Annotated in this window: 11 protein-coding genes; 4 read left to right on the top strand and 7 right to left on the bottom strand. The window is 60.6% G+C overall.

Features of this window, described 5'->3' with window-relative positions; all coding sequences use genetic code 11:
* Nucleotides 1-2: 2 nt before the first annotated feature.
* Nucleotides 3-770 (bottom strand): SDR family NAD(P)-dependent oxidoreductase, encoded by a 768-nt coding sequence (locus AU074_RS02900; protein WP_076013416.1) that lies wholly within the window; start codon nt 768-770, stop codon nt 3-5.
* Between the two features lie 22 nt (nt 771-792).
* Entirely contained in the window at nt 793-2,442 is a 1,650-nt protein-coding gene (locus AU074_RS02895; protein WP_076013415.1) for an AMP-binding protein, read from the bottom strand.
* Between the two features lie 1,103 nt (nt 2,443-3,545).
* Here AU074_RS02895 and AU074_RS02885 point away from each other — a divergent pair.
* From AU074_RS02885 to AU074_RS02870, 4 genes are all read left to right on the top strand, one after another.
* Nucleotides 3,546-4,436, top strand: coding sequence for a bestrophin family protein (locus AU074_RS02885; protein ID WP_076013414.1), 891 nt, complete (start codon nt 3,546-3,548; stop codon nt 4,434-4,436).
* 75 nt (nt 4,437-4,511) lie between these two features.
* Nucleotides 4,512-5,570, top strand: a complete 1,059-nt coding sequence (locus tag AU074_RS02880) for a lipopolysaccharide assembly protein LapB (protein WP_076013413.1) — start codon at nt 4,512-4,514, stop codon at nt 5,568-5,570.
* Between the two features lie 121 nt (nt 5,571-5,691).
* Nucleotides 5,692-7,194, top strand: coding sequence for an ATPase domain-containing protein (locus AU074_RS02875; protein ID WP_076013412.1), 1,503 nt, complete (start codon nt 5,692-5,694; stop codon nt 7,192-7,194).
* Entirely contained in the window at nt 7,191-8,861 is a 1,671-nt protein-coding gene (locus tag AU074_RS02870) for a response regulator (RefSeq protein WP_076013411.1), read from the top strand. Before AU074_RS02875 ends, AU074_RS02870 begins: the two co-directional genes overlap by 4 nt.
* Before the next feature lie 30 nt (nt 8,862-8,891).
* Here the strand turns inward: AU074_RS02870 and AU074_RS02865 are convergent, their stop codons facing one another.
* From AU074_RS02865 to AU074_RS02845, 5 genes are all read right to left on the bottom strand, one after another.
* Entirely contained in the window at nt 8,892-9,269 is a 378-nt protein-coding gene (locus AU074_RS02865; RefSeq protein WP_010171103.1) for a response regulator, read from the bottom strand.
* Between the two features lie 78 nt (nt 9,270-9,347).
* Complete coding sequence (locus AU074_RS02860) at nt 9,348-10,541, bottom strand: hybrid sensor histidine kinase/response regulator (protein WP_076013410.1); 1,194 nt, start codon at nt 10,539-10,541, stop codon at nt 9,348-9,350.
* On the bottom strand, nt 10,535-11,134 hold the full coding sequence (locus AU074_RS02855) for a chemotaxis protein CheB (RefSeq protein WP_076013409.1): 600 nt from the start codon (nt 11,132-11,134) through the stop codon (nt 10,535-10,537). The genes AU074_RS02860 and AU074_RS02855 overlap by 7 nt, the downstream gene beginning before the upstream one ends.
* Complete coding sequence (locus AU074_RS02850; protein ID WP_063030076.1) at nt 11,131-11,946, bottom strand: protein-glutamate O-methyltransferase CheR; 816 nt, start codon at nt 11,944-11,946, stop codon at nt 11,131-11,133. Before AU074_RS02850 ends, AU074_RS02855 begins: the two co-directional genes overlap by 4 nt.
* Nucleotides 11,947-15,444 (bottom strand): response regulator, encoded by a 3,498-nt coding sequence (locus AU074_RS02845; RefSeq protein WP_076013408.1) that lies wholly within the window; start codon nt 15,442-15,444, stop codon nt 11,947-11,949.
* Nucleotides 15,445-15,622: the final 178 nt, after the last annotated feature.

The raw sequence follows: 15,622 nt of genomic DNA, 5'->3' as shown, positions 1-15,622 counted from the left end.
CCTTATTTGGCTGCCATGCGCAAGGCACCGTCGAGACGGATCACCTCGCCGTTGAGCATGCTGTTTTCAATGATATGCCGCACCAGCGCGGCGTACTCGCCTGGCTTGCCCAGGCGCGGCGGGAATGGCACGCCGGCGGCGAGGGACTCGCGCACTTCCGGGGTCATGCCGGCCATCATCGGGGTTTCGAAAATGCCGGGGGCAATGGTCATCACCCGAATCCCGTAGCGCGCCAGTTCACGGGCGGCAGGCAGGGTCAGGCTGGCGATCGCGCCCTTGGAGGCGGCATAGGCGGCCTGGCCAATCTGGCCGTCAAACGCGGCCACCGAAGCGGTGTTAATGATCACCCCGCGCTCGCCATCGGCATTTGCCTCGGTTTCAGCTATAGCCGCCGCAGCCAGGCGCAGCAGGTTGAAACTGCCGATCAGGTTGACGTTGATCACCTGGGCGAAGTTGGCCAGAACGTGAGGGCCATTTTTGCCAAGGATTTTCTCGCCGCGAACCACACCGGCGCAGTTGACCAGCCCATGCAAACCACCAAAGGCCGCAACCGTGGCCTGCACTGCCGCTTCCGCCGCGGCTTCCTGGCTGATATCCGCGACCACGCTTCGCGCTTGCTCACCGAGCTTTTCAGCCTGGGCGGCGACGGCGTCGGCGTTCAGGTCCACCAGCATCACCTTGGCACCGGCTGCTACGAGCATCTCGGCCGTTGCCGCGCCGAGGCCTGAAGCGCCGCCGCTGACCAGAAAAACCTTGTTCTCAATCTGCATCACTGTTTCCTTGAAGAATGGGTCACGCCGTGGCCGCCTGGGCCTTGGCAATTTCCTGATTACGCAAAATGAAGCGTTGCAGCTTGCCGCTCGGGGTCTTGGGCAGCTCGCTGACAAATTCGATTTCCCGTGGGTACGAGTGAGCCGCCAGGCGCTTGCGCACGTGCTGGCGCAGCTCCTCGGCCAGGGCCGGCTCGGCGCGGTATTGCTCGCTGAGCACCACAAAGGCTTTGACGATCTCGGTGCGTTCCGGGCATGGCTTGCCCACCACTGCCGCCTCCACCACCGCCGGATGCTCGATCAACGCACTTTCCACATCGAATGGGCCGACGCGGTAACCGGAAGTGGTGATCACATCGTCACTGCGCCCGACAAAGCTGATGCTGCCGTCGGGGTTCAGCTCCACGGTGTCGCCGCTGAGGTAGTACTTGCCGACGAAGGCTTTGGTCTTGACCCCGTCGTAGCCGGCGAACCAGCACATCGGCGATTGTTCGCGGTCGATGGCGAGGATGCCTGGTTGGCCGGCGGGCAGTTCCTGATGGTTGTCGTCCAGTACCACGATGCGGTGGCCTGGCGAGGCAAAGCCGGCAGAGCCGACGTGCACCGGGTGTTCCAGGCCGTGGTGATTGCACAGCACCATGCCCAATTCGGTCTGGCCATAGTGGTCGTGGATGGTCACGCCGAGGTTGTCTGCAAACCAGCGGATCACTTCTGGGTTCAACGGCTCGCCGGCGCTGCTGACAATGCGCAGCTTGCCCTTGATCGACTTGGCGAACTGCTCGCCGCCGGCGATCAGCATGCGGTAGGCCGTGGGCGATCCGGTGAGGTTGGTGATCCCGTACTTGTTGATGACGCGGCAAGTGCTTTCGAGGGTGAACGGGCCGTCGTAGAAGGTGATCGGGTGGCCCATGGACAAGGGGCCGGTCACGCCGAAATAGATGCCATAGGCCCAGCCCGGATCGGCGACGTTCCAGAATGCGTCTTCGGGGCGCAGGTCGACGGCGTCGCGGGTGTAGCTCTGGAAAGCCACGATTGCCTTGAGCGGTACTGCCAGGGATTTCGACGGGCCGGTGGTGCCGGAGGTGAACATCAGCAGGAACGGGTCGTCGGCGCCCAGCAATACGGGTTCACAGGTGTTGGAATAGTTGGGCAGTTCGGCCCAGAAGCTGAAATCGCCGCGCACAATGCCTTCGCCGTTGGGGCCGGCGACGGTGACGATGGTTGGGCAGTCGGCCACTTCATTGAGCTTTTGGCGGTTGACGGCGTCGGTCACCACCAGCGCGGCGCCAGAGCTGTTGAGGCGGTGTTCGATGGCTTTGGGGCCGAAGGCGGTGAACAGCGGTTGATAGACCGCGCCGATGCGCCAGGTGGCGAGTACCACTATCAGTAACTCGGCGGTGCGTGGCAGGAGGCCTGCTACCTTGTCGCCGCGATTGACGCCCTGGGCCAGGAGGAAGTTGGCGAAGCGGGCGGCCTGGTGTTGCAATTGGGTGAAGGTGGACGTGGCGCTGCGGCCGTCCTTGCCCTCCCAGAACAGCGCGATGCGGCCGGGTAAGGCGTGGCGGTCGCAGCATTCGACGCAGGCGTTGAGGGCCTGCAGGTTGCCCGACAAGGCGGCGTCGACGGTGTATTGGTAGTTGAACTGGGTGGTGGCAGCCGAGTAATCACGCATCGCTTCAAATCCCTGTGTGGTTTTTATTTTCAGGATGGGTACGTAGACCGGTGAAATAGTCGCTCTAGAGCGGTGGGTGGGCAATGGTCAAAGCTTTCAACTTGGTTGACTGGTTTGGCCAATGGGGTGTTGTTTTTTGGGTGAGGTTTGGGTGTATATCCGTTATTTGGGTAACGGCTTCGATGGGTTCCGCTCTTACAGCGGCTCACTTTTGAAGAGCGCAAAAGTAAGCAAAACGCTCTTGCCCCACCACTCGGCTCCTCGCTTAGGCTCGGAGTTCCCTCACTCCGGCTTTGGAGCGTGGGCCGCCGCGATGGGCCATCCTTGGCCCAGCGCGGCTAACCCGGCATCCTGCCGGGTTACCCACGCTCCAAAGCCTTCGTTCGGCCAGCGTGGTTTAACGGGGCGCCTAAGATCAAGATCAACAGCAGATCAAGGGCACAGCGGCCTACAGGCCGGCTTGAGTGGGGGTGGTGAAGCAACAGCAACAGCAAAATCAGAAGCTAAAGCGGGCACGGTCCAAATGTGGGAGCGGGCTTGCTCGCGAAGGTCGTTAACGATGACGCTGGCATCCTGGATGAACGCGGCGCCCTCTGGTTTTTCGCGAGCAAGCTCGCTCCTACAGGAAAGCAGATCTGTTTTCGCTCTGGATCTTGCCTCTGCTTCTAACACTCAAGCCGGCCTGTAGGCCGCTGTGCTCTGCTTTTGATCTGCTTGTGATCTTGATCTGCGGGCCCCGTCAACCACGATGGCCGCAAGTAGGCACGGTGGAGCGGGTAAATCGGCAGGGAAGCCGATTTAGCCGCGCCGGGCCATGGATGGCCCGTCGCGGCGGCCCGCGGAACCGGGCCGGAGTGCGGGCATGCCGAGCCCAGGCGAGGCACCGAGTGGTGGGGCAAAGACCTTTTGGTTACTTTTGGGGCGTTTGCCAAAAGTGACCCGCTGTAAGAGCGGAACCATAAGCCGCCGTTACCGCAGCAACGGATATGTACACCAAAAGCCCCGACGATAGACCCCACCAATCACCCAGTCAGCCCAAGCAATTGGACGCAACGCAAACAGGCTTCTAACCTGACAGCCTGCGCCACCCAAGAAGCCCGCCCATGATCGTCCGTCCCAAACCCAACCTGCTCGGCATCCTGTTCTCCCTGAAGGGCTCAATCGCCAAGCGCATCGCCTTACGCAGCTTGCTGGTAACCCTGCTGGCCTCAGTCATCGTGCTGGTAGAAACCCTGCACCCGGCCTACTTCTCCAAGGTCAACGCCACACCTTTCACCCTCCTCGGCCTGTCCCTGTCGATCTTCATGAGCTTTCGCAACAACGCCTGCTACGACCGCTGGTGGGAAGGCCGCAAACAACTGGGCCAGATGATCATCGAAATACGCTCACTGATCCGCGAAACCCAAATCCTCACCCCCACCGACCGAGAAGCCGTACTACGCGGCCTGTGCGGCTTCGCCCATGGCCTGATCGCCCGCCTGCGCCTGGAAGACGAAGCCCAGGCGATGAAGCCGTGGGCCTACGTCGAGCCCAGCCACCCCAACCTCCCCGACAGCATCCTGCAAGACCTCGGCGCCCGCTGCTCGAAACTCGCCGAACAAGGCCACATCAGCGACTGGCGCTACACCCAACTCGAAACCCGGCTATACGGCCTGAGCCAGGTCCAGGCCTCGTGCGAGCGAATCAAACACACCCCACTGCCCTTCCCCTACACCCTGCTGCTGCACCGCACCATCTACCTGTTCTGCATTCTGCTGCCCTTCGCCATGGCCGAGCCGCTGGGCTGGCTGACGCCGGTATTTACCGCCATCGTCAGCTACACCTTCTTCGGCCTGGATGAAATCGGTGACGACCTCGAAGACCCCTTCGGCTTCGACGAAAACGACCTGCCCTGCAACGCCATCGCCCGCAACCTGGAGCGCGAGATTCTTGCGGCCCTCGGCGAAACCGAGCTGCCGCCGGCCCTTGAGCCGATTGAGTTCGTGCTGACGTGATACGGGTTTGACACTCGCGGTGACCTGACCGAAGCTGATGGCTTTGCACTAGCTGCCAAGCTTTCGGACGCCTGCATGTCAAAGTCACGCCGTTACTCCATCATCGGCCTGTGCGCCCTGTTGTTTATTGTGCTGATCACGTGGTATTTCACCCGTACGCCGCCGGTGGTGGTGCCGCCGGCCATCGCCCACGGTTACACCAAGGCCTTGAAACAGGCGCACAACGGCGAACCCGGCGCCGCCCGTGTGCTGTATCAACAGCTGGGCCGCCCGGACCTCTCCGATGTGCGCCGCGCTGCGCTGCATGCCGAACTGCCCAATTACCCCAGCCCCCAGGCCCTGAAGCTGGCGGACAAGGACCTCACCAATGACGCGCCCATGGTGCGCGAGGCGGCGATTCACAGCATCGTCGGCCTGGTGCCCAGCGGCCAGCGCACACTGTTGCTCGGCCCATTGCTGGATGACCCGGAGCAAAGCGTTCGGTTTGCCGCAGCCAATGCCTTGCTGGGGCTTTCTCCCGATACCCTCGGCCTGTACTTCGGCCCGTTGCAGCAGGTACTCGACGAATACGTGAAGTTGCTCAAGGGACAACCCGAGAGTCCCGAAGGTTGGATTCAGCTGGCACGCCTGTACATTCACAGCGCATTGTTGCCCGACGCTCAAAATGCCCTGGAACAGGCGATGCGCCTGCAACCGGATAACCTGCAAGCGGTGGTCGCGCAAATCGAACTGCTGGACAAACAGGGCAAGGTCGACGAGTCCCGCCAGCTATTGGCCAAGCAGTTGCAGGCCCACCCCGATTCGGCCTATCTGCAACATGCCCTTGGCATGTGGCTGCTGCACCACGGTGAGCGGGCGTTTGCGTTACTCAGCCTGTCCCGTGCGGTGGAGCTGGAACCGAACAATCAGGATTACCGCTACGACTTGGCCACCACCCTGCACGCCCAGCAGGAGCTGGAAGCCGCCCAGCGCCAGTTGGAAGAGATCATTCAGCGCAACCCGGCCAATCGCAAGGCGCGGGTCTTGCTGGTGAATTACTGGAAGGAAACCGGCCAGTTGCAGAATGTGCAGGTGTTGCTGGCCCAGTTGGAACAGCAAAATCCGGACGATCCGGCGTTGCAACAAGGGCTGTAGGTACAGCAAGAAGCTGTAATTGATACAAAACGTTGAACCGCCACACGCCGCTACGGTCAAGTAAATATGGCGCGCCCCAGCCGGCGCTGCCGACTACTTATTTGTGACCCGAGGGCACTTCTTGTCTACATCCAAAGAGCTGTTCACAGCAAAGGCGGCCACCGGTATTGAAGGTCTGGACGACATTCTTGCCGGGGGGCTTTCCCGTAGCCATTTGTTCCTGCTGGAAGGTGAACCCGGCACCGGTAAAACCACCGTGGCCCTGCAATTCCTCCAGGCCGGCGCAAAAAGCGGCGAACGATCGCTGTACATCACCCTGTCGGAAACCGAGCGCGAGTTGCGCCAGGGTGCCAAGTCCCATGGCTGGGACCTGGATGAACACATCCACATCTTTGAACTGACCCCGCCGGAAAGCCTGCTCAATGCCGAACACCAGCAGAGCCTGCTGTACTCCTCGGACCTTGAGCTGGGTGAAGCAACCCGACAGATTTTTGAAGTGGTGGAACGGGTCAAACCGACCCGCGTCGTGATCGACAGCCTCTCGGAAATCCGCCTGCTGGCGCAAAGCTCCCTGCGCTACCGCCGGCAGATCCTGGCGATCAAGCACTACTTCGTGCGCTACGACGCCACTGTATTGCTGCTGGATGACCTGACCACCGAGTCTCTCGACAAAACCGTGCACAGCGTGGCCCACGGCGTGATTCGCCTGGAAGAACTGACCCCCAACTACGGCGCAGAACGCCGCCGCGTGCGGATTGTGAAGTACCGTGGTCAGAAGTACCGCGGTGGCTTCCACGACTTCACCATCATGGAAGGCGGCGTGCATGTGTTCCCGCGTCTGGTGGCGGCCGAGCACCGTGGCGGCTACAACCGCCAGACCTTGACCAGCGGCATCCGCGAGATGGATGCATTGCTGGGCGGCGGGATCGAGACCGGTTCCAGCACGTTGATCCTGGGCCCGGCCGGTACCGGCAAATCGCTGATCTCGATGATCTTCGCGGCAGCAGCCGTCGCCCGGGGCGAAAAAGCCGCGCTGTTCATTTTTGATGAAGAACTGGGCCTGCTGTTCGAGCGCATGAAAAACATGGGTATCGACCTGCAGGCTCTGCAAGACACCGGCAACCTGCTGATCGAGCAAGTGGACGCCGCCGAGCTTTCCCCCGGTGAGTTCTCCCATCGGGTGCGGCGTTGCGTGGATGAGCGCGGGATCAAGACCGTGGTGATCGACAGCGTCAACGGCTACCAGGCCGCGATGCCGGAAGAAAACGCGCTGATCCTGCACATGCACGAGCTGCTGCTGTACCTCAACCGTCGTGGCGCCGCGACCTTCATGACCGTTGCCCAACACGGGCTGGTGGGCGACATGCAAGCGCCGGTGGACATCACCTACCTGGCGGACACCGTGATCCTGCTGCGTTACTTCGAAGCCCTCGGCAAAGTCCGCCGGGCTATCTCGATCATCAAGAAACGCACCGGCAGCCATGAGTCGACGATTCGCGAATACCGTATCGGCAGCACGGGCATGACCATCGGTGAGCCTCTGGATACATTCCAAGGTGTGTTGCGCGGTGTGCCGACGTACATGGGTACCGATAACCCGCTGCTCAAGGATGAAAGTTCATGAGTGGCCTACCGGCCATCTCCGAACGGGCGATCATTCTGGCGCCACTGGGGCGTGACAGCTCATTGGCATTGATGATGCTCAATGAGGCCGGTTTCAATGGCGTCATCGCCAGCCATTTGCAGATGCTCTGCGAGGAGCTGGAGCACGGTGCAGGCTTGCTGGTCATTGCCGCCGAGGCCATGCGCGGTATCGACCTGGAGCCGCTGCTCACGCACCTGCATCAACAACCGGCGTGGTCAGACCTGCCGATTGTGCTGATGACGCACCATGGCGGCAGCGAACAGAACGGTTCCTCACACCTGAGCAAGTTACTCGGCAACGTGACGTTCCTCGAGCGGCCATTCCATCCGGTTACCTTGATCAGCCTTGTGACCACGGCGCTGCGCGGGCGCCGCCGGCAGTACGAGGCCCGCGACCGGTTGATCGAACTGAGCCAGAGCGAGCAACGCCTGCAACGCACCCTGGAAACCCTTGAGCAACAGGTGGAAGAGCGCACGGCTCAACTGCGCAACAACGAAGAAGCGTTGCGCCAGTCGCAGAAAATGGAAGCCGTCGGCCAATTGACCGGCGGTATCGCCCATGACTTCAACAACATGCTGACGGGCATCATCGGCAGCCTGGAGCTGCTGCGAAGGCGCGTCGCTCGGGGCCGCACTGAAGACCTCGACAGCCTGATTGACCTGGGTGTCACGTCGGCGAACCGCGCGGCCGCCCTGACCCACCGCCTGCTGGCCTTTTCCCGTCGCCAGTCATTGGATTCCAAACCGGTACAGATCAACCAATTGGTGAGTTCGATGGGTGAGCTGCTGCAACGCAGCCTCAACGAAAGCATCACCCTGAACATCCGGCTGACCGAGCAACTATGGACCGCCGAAGTCGACCCCAATCAACTGGAAAGCGCCCTGCTCAACCTGGCCATCAATGCTCGGGATGCAATGCCCAACGGCGGCCAACTGGTGGTGGAAACCACCAACCGCCACCTCGACAGCGTCTTTACCGCAGCCTACGGCACCCTCAACCCTGGCGACTACGTGGAACTGAGCGTCAGCGACACCGGCTGCGGCATGCCCGAGAGCGTGATCAGCCGCGCGTTTGACCCGTTCTTTACCACCAAACCCATCGGCCAGGGTACCGGGCTGGGGTTGTCGATGATCTACGGGTTTGCGCGCCAGTCCCATGGGCATGTGTCGATCCACAGCGTTGTGGGCCAAGGCACCACCGTCAGCCTGTTCCTGCCGCGGTTTGTCGGCGAGGTCATTGCAGATGAACCTCTCAACCCGGCGCTGCTGCCGTTCGCCAACGCTGGCGAGACGGTGTTGATCGTCGAGGACGACCCGGCCGTGCGGGTGCTGGTCAGCGCCGTGCTGAGCGAACTGGGCTATGCCTTCGTTGAAGCCGGTGACGCCGACAGCGCCATGCCGATCATCGAGTCCAGCCAGCGGATTGACCTCCTGATCAGCGACGTCGGCCTGCCCGGCATGAATGGCCGGCAACTGGCGGAAATCGGGCGACAGGTACGCCCGGACTTGAAGGTGCTGTTTATCACTGGCTATGCAGAGCATGCGGCGGTGAGGGGCGGTTTTCTGGACCCGGGCATGCAGATGATCACCAAGCCATTCACCTTTGATTTGTTGACGGCAAAGGTGAGGGAAATGATCAAGGCTTGAAGAGGGAGCGCGCTCCCCCCTTCACAAGGCTTAAGCCAACAAGCGCTGGATATGTTCCTGCAACGTATCCAGGTCAAACGGCTTGGCCAGGATCGGCGCATTGCGCGTGATCGGGCTGTTGCAGTCGAGAATCTCCTGCGGGTAACCGCTGATAAAGATCACCTTCAATTCCGGTCGCAGCTTGATCGCAGGCTCGGCGATCTGCACGCCGGAGATACCACCTGGCAGGCGATAGTCGGTGACCATCAGGTCCAGGTGCGGCTTGGTGGCGAGGATTTCAAATGCCTGCTCGCCATCAATCGCCTTCAATACCCGGTAACCGAGGCCCGACAGGTACTCACCCAACACAAACATAATCGACTCGTCATCTTCGACGATCAGAACCACATCTTGCGCATCTTCACTCATGGGAAGCCTTTGTCCGGTCAATTGCTGCTGATACGACCATAGGGTCACGCAGAGGTTGCGTCGGATTCACGATTGATTTCACGCCTGCGGCCCCAGGGGCAGGCAGACGCGGAACAAGGCACCCTCGCCTATCCGGCTTTCGACTTCGATAGTACCGCCGTGGGCCGCGATAATCTGCTCGGAGATAAACAACCCCAGGCCCAGGCCCGCCACCGCGTGATTGGCCGACACCCGCTCAAACTGCTGGAAGATCCGTTTCTGGTTGTCTTCGCTGATGCCGATCCCGTGGTCGCGCACTTCCACCCGCGCTTCGCCATGCTCTGCATACACCCGCACTTCCACCGGGCTCTTGGCGCCGTAGCGCAAGGCGTTGGTCAGCAGGTTGGACACCACCTGTTCGATACGGAATTCATCCCAGTTGCCCTCCACCGGCCCTTCCTGCACCCACTTCACCGAGGACTCGGCCGCCGCTACTTGCGGGGCGAAATTCTCCAGCAGGTTGTGCACCAGTTGCGTCAGGTCAAAGCGCCCGGGGCGGATCGACAGCTTGCCGGTGCGGATGCGCGACACGTCCAGCATGTCTTCGATCAAGCGAATCAGGCTATGGATCTGCCGCTCATCGCGGTCGACCATGGCGTGCATCTTGTCCATGGTAAAAGCCGCAGCGTTGTCCCGGGCCAGGTGCATCTTGCGCAACTGGGTTTCCAGGATCAGCCCGTTGAGGGGCGTACGCACCTCATGGGCAACGATCGACATGAAGTCATCGCGCATGCGCACGGCTTGTTCAAGTTCGGCCTGGGTGGCCTGCAGGCGCGTGAGCAAGGCTTCCTGTTCGCGGCGGCTTTGCTCCAGAGCTTCAACCTGCTGCTTCATCGCCTTGCTCTGGCGGTACAGGTCGACGAACACATTGACCTTGCTCTTGACCGCATGGATATCCAGCGGCTTGTGCAGGAAGTCCACGGCGCCGCTTTCGTAGCCCTTGAACGCATAGTTGAGCTCACGCCCGGCGGCGCTGACAAACACGATCGGAATGTTCTTGGTCTTTTCGGTGCCGCGCATCAGCTCGGCCAGCTCAAAACCATTCATGCCGGGCATCTGCACGTCGAGAATGGCCATGGCGAACTCGTGCTCCAGCAACAGCGACAAGGCCTCGTCGGCGCTTAATGCCTTGTAGACCTGGCGGTCTTCGCGCTTGATCAGCGCTTCAAGGGCCAGCAGGTTTTCCGGCAGATCGTCGACGATCAGCAGTTTGGCCTGGACAGTACTTAACATGGGGAAGATTCCAGGGAAGCCAGCAAAGTGCCAATGCGGCTCAAGGGAAGAATATGGTCCGGTGTGTGCAGCTTCAGGGCGGCCCGGGGCATGATGGCTACTCGCGCCTCGTCGGGGTCCTGAACCACCGTCGTACCACCGCACTGTTTGACATGGGCCAGGCCACGGGCGCCATCCTGGTTGGCGCCCGTCAGCAGGATCGCCATCAGGCCAGAGCCGTACACATCGGCAGCCGACTCGAACAGGTAGTCAATGGCCGGCCGGGAATGGTGCACGCGGTCCTCCTGGCTCAGTGAGAGGCTGCGGTCGTGTTCCACCGACAGGTGATAACCGGGGCCGGCAAAATACAGGGTGCCGGGCTGGATCACTTCTTTGTCGCGCGCTTCAACTACCTTCATCGATACGCGACGGTCGAACACTTCCGCCAACTGGCTGCGGCGCTCGTCCGGCAGGTGCAGCACGGTGATGATCGGCAGGTCGAAGTTCGCCGGTAATTCACCAAAAATGCTCAGCAACGCCTCGACGCCGCCTGCGGAAGCGCCGATCACAACAGCCTCGATCCCGGATACCGGGCTGGCAGCAGCTTCATTCATAATTTTCGGTAGATCCGTTCTTGCTTGACCAGGGGTTCGAACTGTTTGCTGTAGCCGGAAAAATCCAGGGTTTCCTTACTGCCCAGCACCAGGAAGCCGCGATGACACAGCGACTCATGGAACAATCCAAACGCTCTATCCTGCAATTTTTTATTGAAATAAATCAATACGTTACGGCATGAAATTAATTGAGTTTCTGAGAATACGCTATCCGTTGCCAGGCTGTGATCAGCGAACGTCACGTTCTCCCGCAGGGTCTTGTCGAAGATCGCATGATCGTAAGCCGCGGTGTAGTAATCAGCAAACGAACGCTGGCCCCCGGCCTGCTGGTAGTTATGGGTATAAGCGCGGATGTTCTCAAGTGAAAAAATCCCCTGCTTGGCTTTTTCCAGGGACCGGGGGTTGATGTCGGTGGCGTAGATGATGGTGCGCTCCAGCAAGCCTTCCTCACGCAACAGGATGGCCATGGAGTACACCTCTTCCCCGGTGCTGCAGCCGGCGATCCAGATCTTGATCGACGGGTAGGTCTTGAGCAGCGGCACCACTTCCTGGCGAATCGCCAGGAAATGCGAGGGGTCGCGAAACATCTCGCTGACCGGAATCGTCAGGAACTGCAGCAACTGCATGAACGCCGTCGGGTCATGCAGCACCCGCTCCTGCAAGGCCGAAATGGTGGCGCAGTCAAACTGGCGCAGCGCATGGGCCACGCGGCGCTTGACCGAAGCCCCGGAGTAATCACGAAAGTCATAGCTGTACTTGAGGTAAATGGCCTCAATCAGCAAGCGCAGTTCGATGTCAGTGCTTCTTTCCAATTAAATCCGTTCCATCTTGGGTAGCCACACGCGAATCAATGAAAACAACCGGTCCAGGTCAATGGGCTTGGCCAGGTAATCGTTGGAGCCTGCCGCCAGGCAACGCTCCTGATCGTCCTTCATGGCCTTGGCCGTCACCGCGATGATCGGCAGCTTGCGCCAGCGCGGGTCCTGGCGGATCAAGGCCGTGGCCTCGTAACCGTCCATCTCCGGCATCATCACGTCCATCAGCACCAGGTCGATGTCATCGACTTCATTGAGTTTCTCGATCGCCTCGCGGCCATTACGGCCGATCACGACAATCGCGCCCTTGTGCTCCAGGGCACTGGTCAGGGCGAAAATATTGCGCACATCGTCATCCACCAGCAGGATCTTGCGCCCTTCGAAGACCTTGTCGCGGCTGCGGGCGGTCCTGAGCATTGTCTGGCGTTCATGGGACAGCTGGGATTCGACTTTGTGCAGAAAGAGTGTGACCTCGTCCAGCAAACGCTCGGGGGAGCGTGCGCCCTTGATGATGATCGAGCGCGAATACTTGCGCAGTTCGGCCTCTTCGTCCCGGGTCAGGTTGCGCCCGGTGTAGACGATCACCGGCGGGAACGAGCAGATATCCTCGGTGGACATGCGCTTGAGCAGCTCGTTACCGAGCATGTCCGGGAGCTTAAGGTCGATGATCATGCAGTCATAGATGTGGGTGCGCAGCAGGTCCAGGGCCTCCTGGGCGAAGCCTACAGCGGTGATCTCGATGTCATCGTCGCCGATCAGGCGCGCGATACTGTCACGCTGTAGGTCATCGTCTTCCACCAGCAGCACACGCTTGACCTTCTGCGTCAGCTTGGCTTCCAGGCGAGCAAACACATCCTTGAGCTCTTCGCGGGTGGTCGGCTTGACCGCGTACCCGACGGCGCCCATGTGCATGGCCGCTTCGACGCGGTCTTCCACGGAAATCACGTGCACCGGGATGTGACGGGTTCCGGCATGCTCCTTGAGACGTTGCAGCACGGTCAGGCCGGAATGGTCCGGCAGGCGCATGTCCAGCAGGATCGCGTCGGGAATGTATTGTTCTGCCAGGGCGTAACCTTCATCCGCGCCATGGGCCACCAGGCAGTGGTAACCCAGCTCATGAGCCAGGTCGAAGAGGATGCGCGCAAAGTTCGGCTCGTCCTCCACCACCAGGATGCAACGCGTGGCGAATGGAGCCTTGTCGCGGTCATCGATAAAGCGCGGGATCTGCGCTTCGTGGGCGATCGGCATCGGCGAGACCTTGATCGGGGCTGGTGCAGGCGCAGGGACCACCGCGCGCGGCTGTTCCAGCGCCGGGGTGTCTTCGTCACGCTCTACATAGTGCTCGGGCACCACCAGGGTAAAGACGCTGCCCTGGCCAGGTTCGCTGGTGACACTGATATAGCCGCCCAACAGGTTCGCCAGGTCCCGGGAGATCGACAGGCCCAGGCCGGTGCCGCCGTAACGGCGGTTGGTGGTGCCATCGGCCTGACGGAAGGCTTCGAAGATGCTTTCCTGCTGGTCCGGAGCAATACCTATCCCCGAGTCGCGCACGGTAAAGGCGACGCCCTCGCCCGGTGCCCGGGATACCGACAGGCTGACCTCGCCTTTCTCGGTGAACTTGACCGCGTTGGACAGCAGGTTCTTCAGAATCTGTTCCAGGCGCTGGCGGTCGGTGAACAGCATGTGCGGTGTGCCTTCCTGCACCTCCACCTGAAACCCGAGCTTGCGGTCGGCTGCCAGCGGCTCGAACATGCCGCGCAAGCCATCCACCAGGCGTGCCACGCTGGAGTTCTCCGGGCGCATTTCCAGCTTGCCGGCCTCGACCTTGGAGATGTCGAGGATGTCATTGATCAGGTTGAGCAGGTCGTTGCCGGCCGAATAGATCGACTCGGCGAACTTGACCTGTTCGGCGCTGAGATTTTCCTGCGGGTTTTCCGCCAGCAACTTGGCCAGGATCAACGAGCTGTTCAGCGGCGTGCGCAGCTCGTGGGACATGTTGGCGAGGAATTCGGATTTATACTTGCTGGAGCGCTGCAACTCGTCGGCGCGCTCTTCCAGCTCGATCTGTACGCGGTTGAGCTGGACGTTTTTCTGGTCCATGGCATCGCGTTGCTCGGCCAGGGTCTGGGTCTGCTCCGCCAGTTGTTCGTTGGTCTGCTCCAGCTCCGCCTGCTGGGTTTCCAAGTGGGCCTGGGATTCCTTGAGGATGCGGGACTGTTCCTCCAACTCTTCGTTGGCGGTCTTGAGCTCTTCCTGCTGCACTTGCAGCTCTTCATTAAGCTGCTGGGTTTCGGCCAGCACTTCCTGCAGGCGCTGGCGATAACGCGCCGCTTCGATGGACGTACCGATGTTGCCGGCAATCAACTCCAGCAGCTCGACATCACGGTCGTCCAGGGCGCGCAAAAAGCCCAGTTCGATTACGCCGTTGACCCGGCCATCATCACTGGTCGGCACCACCATCACACTGCGGGTCGGGCCCTCGCCGAGGCCGGAACTGACCTTGAAGTAGTCCACCGGCACATCGTCCAGGCGAATCAGGCGATCCTGCCGCACCGACTGGCCGACGATGCCTTCATCGTTGTAAATCGACTGCTCCTGCTGCTCTTGCTCGCGAGAGAAACCATAGGTGGCCACGCGCGTGAGGCCGCCGTGCTCTTCACGCACGTACAGCGCCGCCACTGCCGAGCCCATGTATTGGGCGAAGAACTGCAAAATGTTGCGGCCCAGCAGGTTCAACGTCAGTTGGCCCAGGACCTGTTCGGCCAGTTCGGTCTGGCCGTTGCGCAGCCAGGCTTGCTGCTCCAGGCGCTTGGCAATCTTCTGTTGTGACGCGAGGTTTTCACTGTAACTTGTTGAAAGTTCGATTAAATTCTTTCTTCCGATATACGCCAGGAAGCCACTCAGGCCGAGCACAAACACCAGATACAAGCTGACGCTGATGATCGTGGTACGGGTGACGTCCTCATTGCGGGTGATGCGGAACTGTTGCTCCATCGCCACCGCCCGGTCGTACTCCTTGCGAATCTCGTCCGTCAGGCTTTTACCGCGCCCTGCTTTCACAGCGGTGCGAAAATCACCGCTCTGGCGCTGCATATCAATCATCGACTGGGCGTAGGTGTTCCACGCCAGTTGCAACGATTCCAGACGCTTGAGGCGATCCACCTGCTCCGGATTGTCCGCCACCAATGCCTGCAAGTTGCGCAAGTCGGAAATGATTCGCGGCTTGGCCACTTCGTACGGGTCGAGGAAGTGCTCGTCGCCAGTGATCAGGAAGCCGCGCATGCCGGTTTCCAGGTCCACGGTCAGCTTCGAGGTTTCGTTGAGATTGTTGATCACCCGGTCGGTGTGTTCCACCCACTGGATCACCGACAACAGATAGGTGATCAGGCAGACGAAAAACACCGCGCTGAGCACGCCGACACTCAGCGGCAGCGCTACGTTGCGGCCCAGCAATTTACGGAAGCTTTTCTCATCGACGGACGACGCGGGAGTCATGGGCATGCCTTGGCCAAATACGGAAAAACGAGGAGTTTGCCCCAAAGTCGCGGTTGAACGCTATTTTTCTGCTGGCCATGGTGGCATTGACCGCATAACGCCTTTGCACTTCTGTTCCTTGAACGGGACATTTCCAATCATTACCGGCACAATGCCGACCCTGTTTCGGGAACTTGCC

This window comes from Pseudomonas sp. ATCC PTA-122608 (assembly GCF_001952855.1).
Classification (GTDB): domain Bacteria; phylum Pseudomonadota; class Gammaproteobacteria; order Pseudomonadales; family Pseudomonadaceae; genus Aquipseudomonas.
Note: the sequence above shows the minus strand (reverse complement) of the source record. Positions and strands in the feature narration are given on the sequence as shown.

Coding starts and splice junctions, on each gene's coding strand:
- AU074_RS02855 (WP_076013409.1), bottom strand. CDS start 11,134: ATGAATGAAGCTGCTGCCAGCCCGGTATCCGGGATCGAGGCTGTTGTG.
- AU074_RS02895 (WP_076013415.1), bottom strand. CDS start 2,442: ATGCGTGATTACTCGGCTGCCACCACCCAGTTCAACTACCAATACACC.
- AU074_RS02865 (WP_010171103.1), bottom strand. CDS start 9,269: ATGAGTGAAGATGCGCAAGATGTGGTTCTGATCGTCGAAGATGACGAG.
- AU074_RS02900 (WP_076013416.1), bottom strand. CDS start 770: ATGCAGATTGAGAACAAGGTTTTTCTGGTCAGCGGCGGCGCTTCAGGC.
- AU074_RS02845 (WP_076013408.1), bottom strand. CDS start 15,444: ATGACTCCCGCGTCGTCCGTCGATGAGAAAAGCTTCCGTAAATTGCTG.
- AU074_RS02870 (WP_076013411.1), top strand. CDS start 7,191: ATGAGTGGCCTACCGGCCATCTCCGAACGGGCGATCATTCTGGCGCCA.
- AU074_RS02860 (WP_076013410.1), bottom strand. CDS start 10,541: ATGTTAAGTACTGTCCAGGCCAAACTGCTGATCGTCGACGATCTGCCG.
- AU074_RS02885 (WP_076013414.1), top strand. CDS start 3,546: ATGATCGTCCGTCCCAAACCCAACCTGCTCGGCATCCTGTTCTCCCTG.
- AU074_RS02880 (WP_076013413.1), top strand. CDS start 4,512: ATGTCAAAGTCACGCCGTTACTCCATCATCGGCCTGTGCGCCCTGTTG.